This is a genomic window from Streptomyces sp. NPDC127108 (genome assembly GCF_042677545.1).
Classification (GTDB): Bacteria; Actinomycetota; Actinomycetes; order Streptomycetales; family Streptomycetaceae; genus Streptomyces.
Window position 1 is genome coordinate 94,150 of record NZ_JBHXTE010000009.1, and the last position, 16,688, is coordinate 110,837.

Annotated in this window: 15 protein-coding genes; 7 read left to right on the forward strand and 8 right to left on the reverse strand. The window is 71.4% G+C overall.

From position 1 onward, the window contains the following. The first annotated feature begins 176 nt into the window (after nucleotides 1-176). Both ACFVHO_RS09760 and ACFVHO_RS09765 read left to right on the forward strand, forming a co-directional pair. Nucleotides 177-1,430 carry a nucleotide sugar dehydrogenase gene (locus ACFVHO_RS09760; protein WP_385711970.1) on the forward strand — a complete coding sequence of 418 codons (1,254 nt, stop codon included), beginning with the start codon at nucleotides 177-179 and terminating at the stop codon, nucleotides 1,428-1,430. Nucleotides 1,431-1,531: 101 nt separating this feature from the next. After that, complete coding sequence (locus ACFVHO_RS09765) at nucleotides 1,532-2,128, forward strand: hypothetical protein (RefSeq protein ID WP_385711972.1); 597 nt, start codon at nucleotides 1,532-1,534, stop codon at nucleotides 2,126-2,128. A 91-nt stretch (nucleotides 2,129-2,219) separates the two neighbouring features. Here ACFVHO_RS09765 and ACFVHO_RS09770 read toward each other — a convergent pair whose 3' ends face one another. The 4 genes from ACFVHO_RS09770 to ACFVHO_RS09785 all read right to left on the reverse strand — a co-directional run bounded on the left by ACFVHO_RS09770 (nucleotide 2,220) and on the right by ACFVHO_RS09785 (nucleotide 6,716). Further along, nucleotides 2,220-3,344, reverse strand: a complete 1,125-nt coding sequence (locus tag ACFVHO_RS09770; protein ID WP_385711974.1) for a GuaB3 family IMP dehydrogenase-related protein — start codon at nucleotides 3,342-3,344, stop codon at nucleotides 2,220-2,222. Nucleotides 3,345-3,492: 148 nt separating this feature from the next. Then, on the reverse strand, nucleotides 3,493-5,001 hold the full coding sequence (guaB, locus tag ACFVHO_RS09775) for an IMP dehydrogenase (protein WP_385711976.1): 1,509 nt from the start codon (nucleotides 4,999-5,001) through the stop codon (nucleotides 3,493-3,495). Between the two features lie 261 nt (nucleotides 5,002-5,262). Further along, nucleotides 5,263-5,838, reverse strand: coding sequence for a sigma-70 family RNA polymerase sigma factor (locus tag ACFVHO_RS09780; RefSeq protein WP_030361423.1), 576 nt, complete (start codon nucleotides 5,836-5,838; stop codon nucleotides 5,263-5,265). Between the two features lie 266 nt (nucleotides 5,839-6,104). Beyond that, complete coding sequence (locus tag ACFVHO_RS09785; protein ID WP_003948568.1) at nucleotides 6,105-6,716, reverse strand: response regulator transcription factor; 612 nt, start codon at nucleotides 6,714-6,716, stop codon at nucleotides 6,105-6,107. Between the two features lie 399 nt (nucleotides 6,717-7,115). Here ACFVHO_RS09785 and ACFVHO_RS09790 point away from each other — a divergent pair, with 399 nt between their 5' ends. Next, complete coding sequence (locus tag ACFVHO_RS09790; RefSeq protein WP_030361422.1) at nucleotides 7,116-7,433, forward strand: WhiB family transcriptional regulator; 318 nt, start codon at nucleotides 7,116-7,118, stop codon at nucleotides 7,431-7,433. Between the two features lie 31 nt (nucleotides 7,434-7,464). On the opposite strand, the gene ACFVHO_RS09795 is transcribed toward ACFVHO_RS09790, so the two are convergent. After that, nucleotides 7,465-8,361, reverse strand: coding sequence for a LysR family transcriptional regulator (locus ACFVHO_RS09795; RefSeq protein ID WP_385711979.1), 897 nt, complete (start codon nucleotides 8,359-8,361; stop codon nucleotides 7,465-7,467). Nucleotides 8,362-8,441: 80 nt separating this feature from the next. On the opposite strand from ACFVHO_RS09795, the gene ACFVHO_RS09800 reads away from it, so the two are divergent. From ACFVHO_RS09800 to ACFVHO_RS09810, 3 genes are all read left to right on the forward strand, one after another. Then, a complete protein-coding gene (locus ACFVHO_RS09800; RefSeq protein WP_385711981.1) occupies nucleotides 8,442-9,119 on the forward strand; it encodes an MOSC domain-containing protein in 678 nt (225 codons plus the stop codon). A 159-nt stretch (nucleotides 9,120-9,278) separates the two neighbouring features. Next, entirely contained in the window at nucleotides 9,279-10,805 is a 1,527-nt protein-coding gene (locus ACFVHO_RS09805; RefSeq protein ID WP_385711983.1) for a multicopper oxidase family protein, read from the forward strand. 19 nt (nucleotides 10,806-10,824) lie between these two features. Beyond that, entirely contained in the window at nucleotides 10,825-11,598 is a 774-nt protein-coding gene (locus ACFVHO_RS09810; RefSeq protein ID WP_385711984.1) for an SDR family NAD(P)-dependent oxidoreductase, read from the forward strand. Nucleotides 11,599-11,817: 219 nt separating this feature from the next. On the opposite strand, the gene groL is transcribed toward ACFVHO_RS09810, so the two are convergent. The 3 genes from groL to ACFVHO_RS09825 form a co-directional block, all read right to left on the reverse strand. Then, nucleotides 11,818-13,440 carry a chaperonin GroEL gene (groL, locus tag ACFVHO_RS09815; RefSeq protein WP_385711986.1) on the reverse strand — a complete coding sequence of 541 codons (1,623 nt, stop codon included), beginning with the start codon at nucleotides 13,438-13,440 and terminating at the stop codon, nucleotides 11,818-11,820. Between the two features lie 138 nt (nucleotides 13,441-13,578). After that, nucleotides 13,579-13,887 (reverse strand): co-chaperone GroES, encoded by a 309-nt coding sequence (gene groES / locus ACFVHO_RS09820; protein ID WP_004955293.1) that lies wholly within the window; start codon nucleotides 13,885-13,887, stop codon nucleotides 13,579-13,581. Between the two features lie 480 nt (nucleotides 13,888-14,367). Beyond that, nucleotides 14,368-15,354: a polysaccharide deacetylase family protein gene (locus tag ACFVHO_RS09825; protein WP_385711988.1), complete on the reverse strand. Its 987-nt coding sequence runs from the start codon at nucleotides 15,352-15,354 to the stop codon at nucleotides 14,368-14,370. 82 nt (nucleotides 15,355-15,436) lie between these two features. Between ACFVHO_RS09825 and ACFVHO_RS09830 the strand changes: the two genes are divergently transcribed. Beyond that, nucleotides 15,437-16,633, forward strand: coding sequence for a methyltransferase domain-containing protein (locus ACFVHO_RS09830; RefSeq protein ID WP_385712122.1), 1,197 nt, complete (start codon nucleotides 15,437-15,439; stop codon nucleotides 16,631-16,633). Nucleotides 16,634-16,688: the final 55 nt, after the last annotated feature.

A 16,688-nucleotide genomic window follows, 5' to 3' on the forward strand; every position in this document is an offset into this window, starting at 1 on the left:
CGCGAGCGCCCGGAACCGGCGCCAACACTCCGATGCCGGGAAGAGCCCAATCCCGCAAATCGGTCATATTTACTCCTAGTCTGACATTGCGCTCGCCCATCTTGTCCACAGGGCTTGCGCGATCGTCCCGCTTTGGCTATATCCGCCCCGGCTATTGGGAAGGACGGCTCACCGCCATGCCAGCTGACCTCGCCGTCATCGGTCTCGGCCACCTCGGCCTGCCCCTCGCCCAGGCCGCCGCCGCCGGCGGCATCGCCACCATCGGCTACGACCCCGGCCGCGCACCCGACCTGGCCGGTGGCCGCCTTCCGGGTGACGGCACCGAAGGGACCCTCACCGCCGCCGACGTCCGCCGGATGCTCTCGGGGGGCTTCCGGCCGACCACCGACCCCGCCGAACTCGGCCGCGTCCGCACGGCCGTCATCTGCGCCCCCACGCCCCCGGCGGCGGACGGCTCGCTCGACCTCGGCCAAGTGGCCGACGCCGCCCGGGCCCTCGCCGCCCGGCTGCGCCCGCACACCACGGTCATCCTGGAGTCACCGGCATACCCGGGCACCACCGAGGAGTTCCTGCGCCCCCTGCTCGAACAGGGCTCGGGCCTGCGCGCGGGACGGGACTTCCACCTCGCCTACTCCCCCGCCCGCATCGACCCCGGCAACCGCACCCACGGCTACGCGGGCACCCCCAAGGTCATCGGCGGCCTCACCCCCGCCTGCACCGAGTCCGCCGCCGCCTTCTACGGCCGCCTCACCGACAAGGTCGTCCGCGCGCGCGGACCCCGGGAGGCCGAAACCGTGCACCTCCTGGAGACCAACTACCGCCACGTGAACATGGCGCTGGTCAACGAGATGGCGGTGCTCTGCCACGACCTCGGCATCGACCTGTGGGACGTCATCCGCTGCGCCGAGACCAAGCCCTTCGGCTTCCAGGCCTTCCGCCCCGGCCCCGGAGTCGGCGGCCACGGCGTCCCCCTGGACGTACCCGGGCCCGCGCGCGGCCTGCGCCCCCTGCGCCTGGTCGAGCTGGCCCAGCAGGTCAACGACCGGATGCCGGGCTATGTGATCCAGCGCGCCGCGACCCTGCTCAACGAGCACGGCAAGTCCGCGCGCGGCGCCCGCGTGCTGCTCCTCGGCGTCACCTACAAACCGGACGTCGCCGACCAGCAGGGCGCCCCCGCCCAGGAGATCGCGGTCCGCCTCATGGAGCTCGGCGCCGCCGTCAGCTACCACGACCCCTACGTGGGGCACTGGAACGTTCTCGGCCATCCCGTGCCCCGCGCGGACACCCTCTACGAAGCGGCCGCCGACGCCGACCTGACGATCCTGCTCCAGCACCACCGCACCTACGACCTCCAGGGCCTCGCCGTGAAGGCCCAGCTCCTGCTTGACACCAGGGGCGCGACCCCGGCGGGCGCCGCCCACCGCCTCTGATCCCACACACAACCCCCTGGGGCCCTTCGCGCGCTGCTGCTACCGTGCGGATCCAGTCACTTACCGCACACCAGTGCGCTCACTTCCCAGGGGGACACCAGATGACGCAGCCCACGCCTCCAGGCCAGGACGGGCAGCCGTACGGCCAGCCGCAGCAGCCCTACGGCGGCGGCCAGCCGGGATACGGCTACCCGCAGCAGCCGCAACAGCCCTACGGCCAGCAGCCGCAGCAGCCGTACAACCCCTTCCCGCAGCAGCCGCAGCCCGGTGGCTTCCCGCCGCCGCCCCCGGCCGCGCGGGGCAACGTCGGCCTCGGCGTGGTGGTCGCCCTCGTCGCCGCGCTGGTCGCCGCGGGCGTCTACGGCGGCATCATCGGCGCCACCGAGCACGAGATCGGCTGGGCGGCGGTCGGCGTGGGCTTCGTCGTGGGCCTGGTCGCGGGCAAGGTGGGCGGCCCCAACCCGGCGGTCGGCGTCCTCGCCGCGGTCTTCTCGCTCGGCGCGGTGTACCTGGGCCAGCTGGTCGGCGCCTCCATCGTCATCGCCGACAAGCTGAACATCGACTTCACCGAGGTGTTCTTCGACCACTTCGACTTCGTTCAGGAGGCGTGGAAGCACGACGCCGACGCGATGACGTACGTGTTCTTCGCGATAGCCGCCGTCGCGGCCTTCGGCAGCGCCAAGCGCGCCGCGCAGTAGCCGCGAGCACGCGCGGACAGCGCACGAGAACGGCCTGGGGCCGGTCACCATCAGGTGACCGGCCCCAGGCCGTTGCAATTCCCTGCGAGAGTCAGCGGCGGTGCTGCGAGTCCGCCACCGTGACCTCGACGCGCTGGAACTCCTTGAGCTCGCTGTAGCCCGTGGTCGCCATCGCGCGGCGCAGCGCTCCGAAGAAGTTCATCGAGCCGTCCGGGATGTGCGACGGGCCGGTGAGGATCTCCTCGGTCGTCCCGACCGTCCCCAGGTCGACCTTCTTGCCGCGCGGCACGTCCTCGTGGACGGCCTCCATGCCCCAGTGGTGGCCCTTGCCGGGCGCGTCCGTGGCGCGCGCCAGCGGGGAGCCCATCATCACGGCGTCCGCGCCGCAGGCCACGGCCTTGGGCAGGTCGCCGGACCAGCCGACGCCGCCGTCGGCGATGACGTGGACGTACCGGCCGCCGGACTCGTCCATGTAGTCACGGCGGGCCGCCGCGACGTCCGCCACGGCGGTGGCCATCGGCACCTGGATACCGAGGACGTTGCGCGTGGTGTGCGCGGCGCCGCCGCCGAAGCCGACCAGGACACCGGCCGCGCCGGTGCGCATCAGGTGCAGGGCGGCGGTGTACGTGGCGCAGCCGCCGACGATCACCGGGACGTCCAGTTCGTAGATGAACTGCTTCAGGTTCAGCGGCTCGGCGGCACCGGAGACGTGCTCGGCCGACACCGTCGTGCCGCGGATCACGAAGATGTCCACGCCCGCGTCCACGACGGCCTTGGAGAACTGCGCGGTGCGCTGCGGCGACAGGGCGGCGGCGGTGACGACTCCGGAGTCGCGCACCTCCTTGATGCGCTGCCCGATCAGCTCCTCCTTGATGGGAGCGGCGTAGATCTCCTGGAGACGGCGGGTGGCCTCCTCCGCGGGCAGCTCCGCGATCTCGTCGAGCAGCGGCTGCGGGTCCTCGTACCGCGTCCACAGGCCTTCGAGGTTCAGCACGCCGAGGCCGCCGAGCTCGCCGATGCGGATGGCGGTCTGCGGCGAGACGACGGAGTCCATGGGGGCCGCGAGGAAGGGCAGCTCGAAGCGGTAGGCGTCGATCTGCCAGGCGATCGAGACCTCCTTGGGGTCCCGGGTGCGCCGACTCGGCACGACGGCGATGTCGTCGAAGGCGTACGCCCGGCGGCCGCGCTTGCCGCGGCCGATCTCGATCTCAGTCACGTGTGTGGCCCTTCAGCTTTCCTATGGCGCTCCGTATGCCGTTCCAGTATCCCCGACACGCGCGTGGGGGCGGCCCAGGGAATCCGGACCGCCCCCACGCGCGCGTGGACACCGATTTCGGCGGCTGCGCGCCGCGCCGGTGGATCGGCTACTTGTTACGGCTGTAGTTCGGCGCCTCGACCGTCATCTGGATGTCGTGCGGGTGGCTCTCCTTGAGGCCCGCGGACGTGATCCGTACGAACCGGCCGTTGGCCTGGAGCTCGGGCACCGTGCGCCCGCCCACGTAGAACATCGACTGGCGCAGACCGCCCACCAGCTGGTGCACGACCGCCGACAGCGGGCCCCGGTAGGGCACCTGGCCCTCGATGCCCTCGGGGACCAGCTTCTCGTCGGAGGCGACGCCCTCCTGGAAGTACCGGTCCTTGGAGAACGACCGCTGCTCGCCGCGGGACTGCATGGCGCCCAGCGAGCCCATGCCCCGGTAGGACTTGAACTGCTTGCCGTTGATGAAGAGCAGCTCGCCCGGGGACTCCTCGCAGCCCGCGAGCAGCGAGCCCAGCATGACCGTGTCCGCACCGGCCACGAGCGCCTTGGCGATGTCTCCGGAGTACTGCAGGCCGCCGTCGCCGATCACCGGGACACCGGCTTCCTTGGCGGCGAGCGACGCTTCGTAGATGGCCGTTACCTGCGGTACGCCGATGCCGGCGACGACGCGGGTCGTGCAGATGGAGCCCGGGCCGACGCCGACCTTGATGCCGTCGACACCGGCGTCGATGAGCGCCTTGGCGCCGTCGCGGGTGGCGATGTTGCCGCCGATGACGTCCACGCCGCCGGCGTTCGACTTGATCTTGGCGACCATGTCGCCGACGAGCCGGGAGTGGCCGTGCGCGGTGTCGACGACGATGAAGTCGACGCCCGCCTCGATCAGCGCCTGGGCGCGGTCGAAGGCGTCCCCGGCGACGCCGACGGCGGCACCGACGAGGAGGCGGCCCTCGGAGTCCTTGGCGGCGTTCGGGTACTTCTCGGCCTTCACGAAGTCCTTGACCGTGATGAGGCCCTTGAGCACACCGGAGTCGTCGACCAGCGGCAGCTTCTCGATCTTGTGGCGGCGCAGCAGCTCCATGGCGTCCACGCCGGAGATGCCGACCTTGCCGGTGACGAGCGGCATCGGGGTCATGACCTCGCGCACCTGGCGCGTGCGGTCGGCCTCGAAGGCCATGTCGCGGTTGGTGACGATGCCGAGCAGCTTGCCGCCGCCGTCGGTCACGGGGACGCCGCTGATGCGGAACTTGGCACAGATCGCGTCGGCCTCGGCGAGGGTCGCGTCCGGGTGCACCGTGATCGGGTCGGTGACCATGCCGGACTCGGACCGCTTGACCAGGTCGACCTGGTTGGCCTGGTCGGCGATGGAGAGGTTGCGGTGCAGCACGCCGACGCCGCCCTGGCGGGCCATGGCGATGGCCATCCGGGACTCGGTGACCTTGTCCATCGCCGCGGACAGCAGCGGGACGTTCACCCGGACGTTCTTCGAGATGGACGAGGCGGTGTCGATGTCCCCGGGTGCCATGTCGGACGCGCCCGGCAGCAGCAGCACGTCGTCGTAGGTCAGCCCGAGTGTCGCGAATTTCTCGGGCACTCCGTCGACGTTTGCAGTCATGACACCTTCCCCAATGGCCTTGATCGGTGCGGATGTCCATGCTAACGGGAAGCATGGCTCTCTCATTCCACAGTGCCAGTGGGGGCCGGGGTTCGTAGGTTTCTACAGCCGCACTGTGGTGGGGTGGCCTCTCGGGCCGGGGACGGCTTGGCACCGCCGGGATGCGCCGTGCGGGCTGAGCGCCGCTGCGGCGGAAAGAGCGACCCGGCTCGACCGGGAGGGCGAAGCCCCGGCCCCACGGCGTGGCGAAAGTCTCCGGACCTACTGCTCGGCCAGCGCCCGCAGGCGGCTCAGCGCGCGGTGCTGGGCCACCCGGACCGCCCCCGGCGACATCCCCAGCATCTGCCCGGTCTCCTCGGCCGTGAGGCCGACGGCGACGCGCAGGAGCAACAGTTCGCGCTGGTTGTCCGGCAGGTTGGCGAGCAGCTTCTTGGCCCACTCGGCGTCGCTGCTGAGCAGCGCCCGCTCCTCGGGCCCGAGGGAGTCGTCGGGCCGCTCGGGCATCTCGTCCGAGGGCACCGCGGTGGAACCGGGATGGCGCATCGCCGCCCGCTGTAGGTCGGCGACCTTGTGCGCGGCGATGGCGAAGACGAAGGCCTCGAAGGGCCGTCCGGTGTCCCGGTAGCGCGGCAGCGCGAGCAGCACCGCGACGCAGACCTCCTGCGCGAGGTCCTCGACGAAGTGCCGCGCGTCGCCGGGAAGTCGGGAGAGCCGGGTGCGGCAGTACCGCAGCGCGAGCGGGTGGACGTGGGCCAACAGGTCGTGCGTGGCCTGCTCGTCCCCCTCGACGGCGCGTAGGACGAGGGCACCGATCACCGTCGTCTTGTCATCGCGCATCGGTCCATGGTGCCTTGGCGCCGACTGATCCGTGGCACCGTGTCCGTAGTTGTGCATCGAAGCGTTATGAGCGGGTGCGCCGGAACTCATCTCCCGCACCCTCCCCTCCCGCTCGGCCGACCTGTCCCCAAGGAACTCCACACCTCAAGGATGCGGCATCGGCGGCGAAGCGCCACAAGCCGCTCCCGAGGCGGGTGCTTGCGGGCCTCCATGGCCCCGCCCGCCGCACGGCGGGCGGGAATCACCATGCCCCCGCCCCAGCACACTCAGCGAACCAGGCCCCAGCGGAAACCGAGCGCCACCGCATGCGCGCGGTCCGAGGCGCCGAGCTTCTTGAACAGCCGCCTGGCGTGCGTCTTCACCGTGTCCTCGGAGAGGAAGAGCTCGCGGCCGATCTCGGCGTTCGACCGGCCGTGGCTCATCCCTTCGAGGACCTGGATCTCACGCGCGGTGAGCGTGGGCGCCGCACCCATCTCGGCCGAGCGCAGACGGCGCGGGGCCAGCCGCCAGGTCGGGTCGGCGAGCGCCTGTGTGACGGTCGCGCGCAGTTCGGCGCGCGAGGCGTCCTTGTGCAGATAGCCGCGGGCCCCGGCGGCGACCGCGAGCGCGACCCCGTCCAGGTCCTCGGCGACCGTGAGCATGATGATGCGCGCCCCCGGGTCGGCCGAGAGCAGTCTCCGCACGGTCTCCACGCCGCCCAGTCCGGGCATGCGTACGTCCATCAGAATCAGGTCCGAGCGGTCGGCGCCCCAGCGGCGGAGGACTTCCTCGCCGTTGGCCGCTGTCGTCACGCGCTCGACGCCGGGCACGGTCGCGACCGCGCGGCGCAGCGCCTCTCGGGCGAGCGGGGAGTCGTCGCAGACGAGGACGGATGTCATGGCCGTCCTCCGCAGCTGATGCGCGTCACCTTGAGCCTCCAGGCTGGTACAAGTCGTCACCTGTGCGGTTGACGCACTCGGACACCTGCCCGAGCACTTGTTCTTTCAACCGCCTCCGCACTCTCAACGACGGTCACTCGAAAGAGTTACGGGTCAGTCAGCCGTCTTCGGCACTCTACGTGAGGGCGCGGACACGGCACAGGCGGCGCGGGCGGATGCGCCCTCCCAACGGGCCCCGACGAGCGCCATCAAGAGCTATGCCCCATTTAGCGGCTTTTCTTCCCTTTTCCTGGTGTCTGTGGCTAGATTCGCAATGAGTCATATTTTCATCTCCTTAGACAGTAGATGTACGGTCATGGGCACCGTATCCGCGTCAGAACGGCTACCAGGAGACACGCAATGGCAGATTTCTCCCGCCTTCCCGGACCGAACGCAGATCTGTGGGACTGGCAGCTCCTCGCGGCCTGCCGCGGGGTGGACAGCTCGCTCTTCTTCCACCCGGAGGGCGAGCGCGGTGCGGCACGGAGCGCACGTGAGAACTCGGCCAAGGAGGTCTGCATGCGCTGCCCGGTGCGCGCGGAGTGCGCGGCGCACGCGCTCGCGGTCCGCGAGCCGTACGGCGTGTGGGGCGGACTGACCGAGGACGAGCGCGAGGAGCTGATGGGCCGCGCCCGCAACCGCCTGGTCACGGCGGCGGGCAGCGGCGCGACCCCCTGAAGGAACGTTTCTTCTCGGCCGGGGCCGCGCCTCAGCGCGCGGCGGCCCGCGCCAGGTGGTCAAGGGTGGCGGCGACGGCCGGCACCTGCGCCAGGTCGGGCAGCGTGAGCGCCACGATCTCCCGGCGCACGGCGGGTTCCACCGTCACCGCGCGGGCGCCCTTGGGGCGTACCGACTCGATCGCGAGCTCGGGCAGCACCGCGACGCCCAGGCCCGCCCCGACCAGGCCGATCACCGCCGGATAGTCGTCCGTGGCGAAGTCGATGCGGGGTGCGAAGCCCGCGCTCTCGCAGACCTCCACCAGCTGGCGGCGGCAGCGCGGGCAGCCCGCGATCCACGACTCGTCGGCCAGCTCGCCGATGGTGACGCTCGCGGCCTTCGCGAGCCGGTGCTCCTCCGGTACGAGGCCGACGAGCCGGTCGTCGAGCAGGGGCCGTACGACGAGGTCGTCCCACTCGTCCGCGGCGGCGGCCCCCGCGTACCGGAACGCGAGCGCCACGTCGCAGTCGCCCTCGCGCAGCATCTCCACCGAGCGCGGGGGCTCGGCCTCCTCCAGGGAGACGCGGGTGCCGGGGTGCGCGGCGCGCAGCGCGGCGAGCGCACCCGGCACGAGGGTGGAGGAACCGCTCGGGAAGGAGACGAGGCGGACGCGGCCCGCGCGAAGGCCCGCGATGGCGGCGACCTCCTCCTCGGCCGCGGTCAGCCCGGCGAGGATGCCCGCGGCGTGCCGGACCAGGGCCTCTCCGGCCTGCGTGAGGCGCATCTCGCGGCCGGTGCGGATCAGCAGCGGCGTGCCCACCGACGCCTCGAGCGCCTTCATCTGCTGGCTGACGGCGGGCTGGGTACAGCCGAGCTCGCGGGCCGCCGCCGAGAAGGAGCCGGTGGCGGCCACGGCGCGCAGGACACGGAGATGACGGGCCTCGATCATGATCCGAGCATAAGCGACTCTTGGGTCAGCCTCCCAATAATGCGTGGCCGCTTTGAGGAGCGCTCGCTTAGCCTGGCCGTATGAAGCTTCTCTCCGTGAATGTGGGCCGGCCCAAGTCCGTCGACTACACCGAAGCGCCCGGCGGCCGCACCGGCATCGACAAGCAGCCCGTCGACGGGGCCGTCCGGGTGACCGCGCCCGGCCCCAAGGGCACCGGCGGCAGCGGCCTCACCGGAGACACCATCTGCGACCTGCGCCACCACGGCGGCAACGACCAGGCGGTGTACGCCTTCGCCCGCGAGGACCTCGACGCGTGGGAGCGGCTGCTCGGCCGGACGCTGCCCAACGGCGGCTTCGGCGAGAACCTCACGACGTCCGGTGTGGACGTGAACGGCGCGCTGATCGGCGAGCGCTGGCGCGTCGGCCCGGACCTGCTCCTGGAGGTGACGGCCTCGCGCATCCCGTGCCGCACGTTCCAGGGCCACGTGGGCGAGAAGGGCTGGGTACGGCGGTTCACGCAGGCCCTCCTTCCGGGCGCCTACCTGCGGGTCATCGAGCCGGGCGACATCCAGGCGGGCGACGCGGTCGAGGTAGTGCACCGCCCGGACCACGAGGTCACCGTCGCCCTGCAGTTCCGGGCCGTCACCACGGAGCGCGCGCTGCTGCCGTCGCTGCTCGCGGCCGGTGAGGCGCTGCACCCCGAGACGGTGAAGAAGGCACGCACATACGTGGAGAAGCAGGGCGCGCGGGAAACCTGAGCGGCACGAGCGGCGGCAGTCGCGGCCCCAGCGGCGGCCCGGCGGCATGGGGGAAGTCCCTGACAGGGGAAGTACCTAGGGGCGTAAGGGAGTTGAATCGGGGTCGGGTGGGGGCCGTCCCCGATACTCCGGGGCGGGCCGAGCCGCGAGTCTCGAATCATGTCCCGACTCACGAGCAGGCCACGTCTCAAGCGTGTCCTCATCATCCTCGGCAGCTTCGTCACCGTCGTCGCGCTGGCGCTCGGCGGCGGCATGCTGTGGCTGTGGCAGGACGCCGAGATCAGCACCGTCGGCAAGGAATCCTTCGACAACGCCCTGGCGATACCGCCGCTGGCGAAGTCCCGCCTGGACAAGGACGGCACCCGCGTCTTCGACCTGCGCATGCAGCGGGGCGAGAAGGAGTTCAAGGCCGGGCGCACCACGCCGACCTGGGGTTTCAACGGCGACCATCTGGGCCCGACCCTGCGTGCGAAGCGCGGCGAGAAGGTCCGCGTGCGGATACGCAACGGCCTTGACGAGGCGTCCACCGTCCACTGGCACGGCATGCACCTGCCCGCGCGGATGGACGGCGGCCCGCACCAGATGATCCGGCCCGGCGGCAGCTGGAGCCCGCACTGGAAGGTCGACCAGCCCGCGGCCACGCTCTGGTACCACCCGCATCCGCACGGGGCGACGGAGAAGCACGTGCAGCGCGGCCTCGCGGGCATGTTCCTCCTCGACGAAAAGCGCAGCGAACGCCTCGCCCTGCCGAAGAAGTACGGCGTCGACGACGTGCCCGTGATCGTGCAGGACGTGAGGTTCGACGGCGCGAAGTTCGACCACGGCCACAAGATGATGCGCAACGTCGGCTTCCTCGGCGACCGGACCATGGTCAACGGCACCCTCCAGCCGTACCAGGAGGTGGGCGACGAGCTCATACGCCTGCGGCTCCTGAACGCCTCGACGGCGCGTACGTACGACTTCGGCTTCTCGGACGACCGGGCCTTCTCCCTGGTCGGCACGGACGGCGGCGCCCTGGAGCGGCCGGCGCGGATGGAGCGGATACAGCTGTCGCCGGGTGAGCGCGCCGAGATCGTGGTGCGGATGCGGCCCGGCGAGAAGACCGTGCTGCGCAGCTTCGCGCAGGACAACTACGGGGGTGCCTGGCAGCAGCGGTTCAGCGGGGGCGACGACTCCTTCGACGTGCTCCAGCTGCGGGCGGCGAAGCGGCTGCGTCCTTCGCCCGCGCTGCCCTCGGAGCTGGGCGAGTTGGAGGTGCCGGACGGCGCGGGGGCGAGCCGGGCGCGGTTCTTCGACCTGAAGCAGTCCGGGATCAACGACCGGGCCATGCGGATGGACCGGATCGACGAGGTGGTGACGCGCGGCGCCACCGAGACCTGGACCGTGCGCAACAACAACGGCATGCCGCACAACTTCCATGTGCACGACGTGCAGTTCCGGGTCCTCGAGGTGAACGGCGACGCGCCCCCGCCCGAGCTGCGCGGCCCCAAGGACACGGTGTTCCTGCCGAACGGCACGACCATGAAGCTGGCCCTGCGCTTCACGGGCCCCGCCGACCCGAAGACGCCGTACATGTACCACTGCCATCTCCTGAGCCACGAGGACGGAGGAATGATGGGGCAGTTCGTGGTCGTCGAGAAGGGCCAGAAGGCGGGCAGGCCGTCCGGAGGGCACAGCGGGCACTGAGGCTCACTAGCCTTGGTCCATGACTACGGCTCTGATTACAGGATCGACCGCCGGCATCGGCGCCGCCTTCGCGCGGCGGCTCGCCGGTGACGGGCACAACCTGGTCCTGGTGGCGCGCGACACGAAGCGGCTGCGCGAGCAGGCGACCGAGCTGCACGACCGGCACGGCATCGAGGCGGAGGTCCTGACCGCCGACCTCGCCACGGAGGACGGCATCACGGCCGTCGAGGAGCGGCTCGCCCGTCGCCGTGACGGGGTCGACCTGCTGGTCAACAACGCCGGATTCGGCAACAAGGGCCGCTACTTGGAGGTGCCGCTCGCCGACGAGCTGACGATGCTGAAGGTGCACTGCGAGGCCGTGCTCCGGCTGACGTCGGCGGCGACGGGCGCGATGCGGGAGCGGGGCCGGGGCGGCGTCGTGAACGTCGCGTCGGTGGCGGCGTTCGTGCCGCGCGGGACGTACGGCGCGTCCAAGGCGTGGGTCGTGCAGTTCACGCAGGGCGCGGCCAAGGACCTGGCGGGCTCCGGGGTGCGGCTGATGGCGCTGTGCCCCGGCTTCGTCCGCACGGAGTTCCACGAGCGGGCGGGCATGGGCACGGACAACATCCCCAAGTGGATGTGGCTGGACGCGGACAAGCTGGTGGCCGCGGCCCTGACCGACCTGGCCCGCGGCAAGTCCCTCTCCATCCCGGACCCGCGCTACAAGACCCTGATGGGCGTGGTGAAGGTGACCCCGAGGGCACTGCTGGGCGGAGTGACATCGAGGACGGGCAGAAAGTACGGCCCGAAGTAGGCGCGCTCCGCAGGGGCCACGCCCCGTAGGAGAACGCCCCGTAGGAGGAGCGCCCCGTAGGGGCGCGGGGAACTGCGCGAGGACGGACCACGGCCCGCACCCGGCACCCCTGCGAAACCCGGCAGACGCGAACCCGGGACAGGCCGAGGCCCGGCATCCCGCGACGGGATGCCGGGCCTCGGACGGCGCCTGGATCGGCTACCGCGCAGAGCGCATCGCTCAGTGAGAGTGACCGTGGCCGTGACCGGCGTCAGCCTCTTCCTCGGCCGGCTTCTCGACGACCAGGGTCTCGGTCGTGAGCAGCAGGGAGGCGATGGAGGCGGCGTTCTCCAGGGCGGAGCGCGTCACCTTGACCGGGTCGATGACGCCGGCCTTGACCAGGTCGACGTACTCGCCGGTCGCGGCGTTGAAGCCGAAGCCCTTGTCCAGCTCCGCCACCTTGGTGGTGATGACGTAGCCCTCGAGGCCGGCGTTCTCGGCGATCCAGCGCAGCGGCTCGACGACGGCGCTGCGGACGACCGCGACACCGGTGGCCTCGTCGCCGGTCTTGTCGAGGTTGCCCTCGAGGACCTTGGCGGCGTGGACGAGCGCGGAGCCACCACCGGAGACGATGCCCTCCTCGACCGCGGCGCGGGTCGCGGAGATGGCGTCCTCCAGACGGTGCTTCTTCTCCTTCAGCTCCACCTCGGTGGCGGCGCCGACCTTGATGACGCACACGCCGCCGGCCAGCTTCGCGAGGCGCTCCTGGAGCTTCTCGCGGTCCCAGTCGGAGTCCGTGGCCTCGATCTCGGCCTTGATCTGGGCGACGCGGCCCTCGACGTCAGCGGAGTTGCCGCCGCCGTCGACGATGGTCGTGTCGTCCTTGGTGATGGTGACGCGGCGGGCGGAGCCGAGCACGTCCAGGCCGACCTGGTCGAGCTTGAGGCCGACCTCCTCGGCGATGACGGTGCCGCCCGTGAGGGTGGCCATGTCGCCGAGCATCGCCTTGCGGCGGTCGCCGAAGCCGGGGGCCTTCACCGCGACGGCGTTGAAGGTGCCGCGGATCTTGTTCACGACGAGGGTCGAAAGGGCCTCGCCCTCGACGTCCTCGGCGATGATCAGGAGCGGCTTGGAGGAGCCGGCCTGGATGACCTTCTCCAGGAGCGGCAGCAGGTCCTGGATGGAGGAGATCTTGCCCTGGTGGATCAGGATGTACGGGTCGTCGAGGACGGCCTCCATACGCTCCTGGTCGGACACCATGTACGGCGACAGGTAGCCCTTGTCGAAGGCCATGCCCTCGGTGAAGTCCAGCTCCAGACCGAAGGTGTTGGACTCCTCGACGGTGATGACACCGTCCTTGCCGACCTTGTCCATCGCCTCGGCGATGAGCTCGCCGACCTGCTGGTCCTGGGCGGAGAGCCCGGCCACGGCGGCGATGTCGGACTTGTCGTCGATCGGACGGGCGGTGGCGAGGAGGTCCTCGGAGACCGCCTTGACCGCGGCGTCGATGCCCTTCTTCAGGGCGGCCGGGGAGGCACCGGCGGCGACGTTGCGCAGGCCCTCCTTGACCAGGGCCTGGGCCAGCACCGTGGCGGTGGTGGTGCCGTCACCAGCGATGTCGTTGGTCTTGGTCGCCACCTCCTTCACGAGCTGGGCGCCGAGGTTCTCGTACGGGTCCTCGACCTCGACCTCACGGGCGATGGTGACGCCGTCGTTGGTGATGGTGGGGGCGCCGAACTTCTTGTCGATGACGACGTTGCGGCCCTTGGGGCCGATCGTCACCTTGACCGTGTCGGCAAGCTTGTTGACGCCGCGCTCGAGGGCGCGACGGGCGTCCTCGTCGAACTTCAGGATCTTCGCCATGGGAGCGTTTCAGCCCTCTCGAAAACTCGGGTGAACGAGCCGCGCCCCTCGCCGCCCGGCAATCAGCGGGGTGACCAGGGGCGCAGCGCAAGCAAATCTGCAGGTGAAGCAGGTGCAGCAGAGACGAAAGACGCTCGACTACTTCTCGATGATCGCGAGCACGTCGCGGGCCGAGAGGACGAGGTACTCGTCGCCGTTGTACTTCACCTCGGTGCCGCCGTACTTGCTGTAGAGCACGACGTCGCCGACCTTCACGTCGAGCGGCAGGCGCTCGCCGTTCTCGAAGCGGCCCGGGCCCACGGCGAGGACAGCCCCCTCCTGGGGCTTCTCCTTCGCGGTGTCCGGGATGACCAGGCCAGAGGCCGTGGTCTGCTCGGCGTCGAGCGGCTGGACCACGATGCGGTCCTCAAGCGGCTTGATGGCAACCTTGGAGCTGGCGGTCGTCACGATCCGACCTCCCCCTTCGGAGATCTCGCGGGGTTAACTGATCTGAGGTGGCGACCAGGTGGATCCGTCGTCGCGGGTGCCGGACCTGCCCGTCGCTGTTGGCACTCTCCAGTGGGGAGTGCCAGGCCCGAGACTAGGACGACGATTAGCACTCGGTCAAGCGGAGTGCCAATGCAGGCGGCGTTACGGGGGGTCGGGGCGGGGCGCCCGGGCCGGAACCCGGGCTCACGCCTTCGGACAACGTCCCGCCCGGGCGCAGGGTTCCGAGCGGTCCGGGCGGGCACCACTGCTCCGCCTGCGGCAGCTTTCGCGGGAGCTTCCGCGGAATCTTCTCGGCCGCCTTCCTGCCGAGGCGCTCGATCGGGTCGACCGACGGCGCGCAGCCAGTCAGCAGCAGGACGGGGGCGAGCACCCCCGCCGCGACCGCCGCCGCGACCGCCGTCCCCCGGGCCCGCGCGGGTCGGCCCCGCGCGGGCCGGTTCACAGGTAGTCCTCGAGGCGCGCCACGGCGTACCCCTTGGCCGTGACCGTCTTCAGGACCGTGCGGACCATGTCGGGCATGGTGCCCTTCCAGTCCTCGCGGCCGCGGAAGTGCGTGAGGATGATGTCGCCGGGGTGCAGGTCCTTGTCCCACTCGCGCCACTCCATGTGCCGGGCGAAGCCCTCGGAGGCCCACAGCGGCACCGCCTTCACGCCGCAGGACTTGGCGGCGCGCAGGGTGTCGCGGTTGTAGTTCCCGTACGGCGGCCGGAACAGCTCGGGCCGCTTGCCGTACCGCTTCTGGATGGTGTCCTGCATGCCGCAGATCTCCCGCCGCTGCCCCTCGTAGGAGAGCCCCGGCAGATAGCGGTGGTTGAGCGTGTGGTTGTTCAGTACGACGCCGCTCTTCTGCATCCGCTTGAAGTAGCCGTAGTCCTCCTTGACCAGGTAGTCGCTGAGGAATGCGGTGTACGGGATCTTCAGGTCGCGCATCATCCGCAGGAACGCCGGGTCCTTCTCGGCGCCGTCGTCGATCGTCAGGAAGACGACCTTGTCCTTGGTCGGGACGGTGGTGAACACCGGCGGCAACTGCGCCTGTCCCTCGACCTCGAAGCCCTTGCGGGTGGTGATGCGGGGCTTGACGGCGGGCGCGGGGGGCGCGGCCAGCGGGGTCCGCGCGAGCCCCCAGCGCTTGGCCGCCGCGGCCCGCGCGGCCTGCTTCGCGCGCAGCGCGTCGGCGTAGTCCCGCAGCGCCTGGGCGGGCGGGCCGAGGCGCGGCTGCTGGCCGTGCGCGCCGGAGCCGCCCCGCTCGTCCCCGTCGGCGGCGCAGCCTGAGGCGATCGCGGTGGCCACGACGGCGGTGCCGACGGCCAGGGCGGCCAGGCGCCCGTGCCCGCGCCCGCGCCGCCCCCGCACGCCGCCCTGCCCGCCCCGCCCGTCCCGCCCACCCTCTGAGGCAAATTGTTCGTTTTGTCGTACTAGTCGCATGGCGCCGCATCCTCGCAGCTCAGGCGCCCTGTACGGGGCCGACACCGCCGCCGTACGCGCACCTTCCACCGACTGGCCCACAATGGGCGACGTGAACGATCCGCTTGCCTCCTTCGCCGCGCTCCGCACCGCCGAGGGCCACGGCCTCCTCGACGCCGTACGCGACGTCGAACCGAGCCAGGAGCTGGCGGTGGCCACCCGGCTGCGCCGCGAGCACCCCGCCGAGCTGGTCTCCGCCGCGCTCGCGCAGGCGCGGCTGCGGCAGCGGGCGGTCGCCAAGTTCGGCGCGGCCGACGCCGCCCGCATGTACTTCACGCCGAACGGCGTCGAGCAGTCCACGCGCACGTCCGTGGCGACGCACCGCGCCCGCCGCCTCCAGGACCTCGGCGTCCGCTCCCTCGCCGACCTCTGCTGCGGCATCGGCGGCGACGCGATCGCCCTCGCGCGCGCCGGAATCGCCGTCCTCGCCGTCGACCGCGACCCGCTGACCTGCGCGGTCGCCCGCGCCAACGCCGAAGCGCTCGGTCTCGCCGACCTCATCGAGGTCCGCGAGGCGGACGTCACGGAGGTCGACACCTCCCCCTACGACGCCGTCTTCGTCGACCCCGCCCGACGCGGGGGGCGCGGCCGCATCTTCGACCCCGAGGCGTACTCGCCGCCCCTCTCCTGGGCCGTCGAGACCGCTCGCAAGGCGCCCCTCGCCGCCCTCAAGATCGCCCCCGGCGTTCCGCACGACGCCGTGCCCGGCGAGGCCGAGGCCGAGTGGATCTCGGACGGGGGTGACGTGAAGGAGGCCGTGCTGTGGTTCGGCACCGACGCGCCCGGCTCCCACCGGGCCACGCTGCTGCCCGCCGGGGACACCCTCGCCTCTCCGCTCGCCACGATGCTCCCCGACCCGGACGTCCGGCCCGTCGGGCGCTTCCTGTACGAGCCCGACGGGGCCGTCATCCGCGCCCACCTCGTCGCCGAGGTCGCCGCGCGGGTCCGCGGCGGGCTCATCGACGAGACCATCGCCTACGTCACCTCCGACGACGTCGTCGCCACGCCCTACGCCGTCGCCTACGAGATCACCGACCAACTTCCCTTCAACGTCAAGAAGTTGAAGGCGTTGCTGCGGGAGCGGGGGGTCGGGGTGCTCACCGTCAAGAAGCGGGGGTCGGCCGTGGAGCCCGAGGAACTCCGCCGCAAGGTGAAGCCCCAGGGGCCTGGGTCCGCCACGGTTTTCCTCACCCGGGTCGGGGGCGCGCCCACGATGCTGGTGGGGCGTCCGGTGGGGTAGCCCTGCCGGGGGCTCCCCAATCCCGCCCCTTCCCGAAACCGGGGGCTGCCGCCCC

What these genes read in the sequence shown, in the direction of transcription:
- ACFVHO_RS09765 (WP_385711972.1), top strand. Translation starts at nt 1,532, where the DNA reads ATGACGCAGCCCACGCCTCCAGGCCAGGACGGGCAGCCGTACGGCCAG.
- ACFVHO_RS09760 (WP_385711970.1), top strand. Translation starts at nt 177, where the DNA reads ATGCCAGCTGACCTCGCCGTCATCGGTCTCGGCCACCTCGGCCTGCCC.
- ACFVHO_RS09780 (WP_030361423.1), bottom strand. Translation starts at nt 5,838, where the DNA reads ATGCGCGATGACAAGACGACGGTGATCGGTGCCCTCGTCCTACGCGCC.
- ACFVHO_RS09830 (WP_385712122.1), top strand. Translation starts at nt 15,437, where the DNA reads ATGGGCGACGTGAACGATCCGCTTGCCTCCTTCGCCGCGCTCCGCACC.
- ACFVHO_RS09790 (WP_030361422.1), top strand. Translation starts at nt 7,116, where the DNA reads ATGGCAGATTTCTCCCGCCTTCCCGGACCGAACGCAGATCTGTGGGAC.
- ACFVHO_RS09805 (WP_385711983.1), top strand. Translation starts at nt 9,279, where the DNA reads ATGTCCCGACTCACGAGCAGGCCACGTCTCAAGCGTGTCCTCATCATC.
- ACFVHO_RS09785 (WP_003948568.1), bottom strand. Translation starts at nt 6,716, where the DNA reads ATGACATCCGTCCTCGTCTGCGACGACTCCCCGCTCGCCCGAGAGGCG.
- ACFVHO_RS09800 (WP_385711981.1), top strand. Translation starts at nt 8,442, where the DNA reads ATGAAGCTTCTCTCCGTGAATGTGGGCCGGCCCAAGTCCGTCGACTAC.
- guaB (WP_385711976.1), bottom strand. Translation starts at nt 5,001, where the DNA reads ATGACTGCAAACGTCGACGGAGTGCCCGAGAAATTCGCGACACTCGGG.
- groL (WP_385711986.1), bottom strand. Translation starts at nt 13,440, where the DNA reads ATGGCGAAGATCCTGAAGTTCGACGAGGACGCCCGTCGCGCCCTCGAG.
- ACFVHO_RS09810 (WP_385711984.1), top strand. Translation starts at nt 10,825, where the DNA reads ATGACTACGGCTCTGATTACAGGATCGACCGCCGGCATCGGCGCCGCC.
- ACFVHO_RS09795 (WP_385711979.1), bottom strand. Translation starts at nt 8,361, where the DNA reads ATGATCGAGGCCCGTCATCTCCGTGTCCTGCGCGCCGTGGCCGCCACC.
- ACFVHO_RS09825 (WP_385711988.1), bottom strand. Translation starts at nt 15,354, where the DNA reads ATGCGACTAGTACGACAAAACGAACAATTTGCCTCAGAGGGTGGGCGG.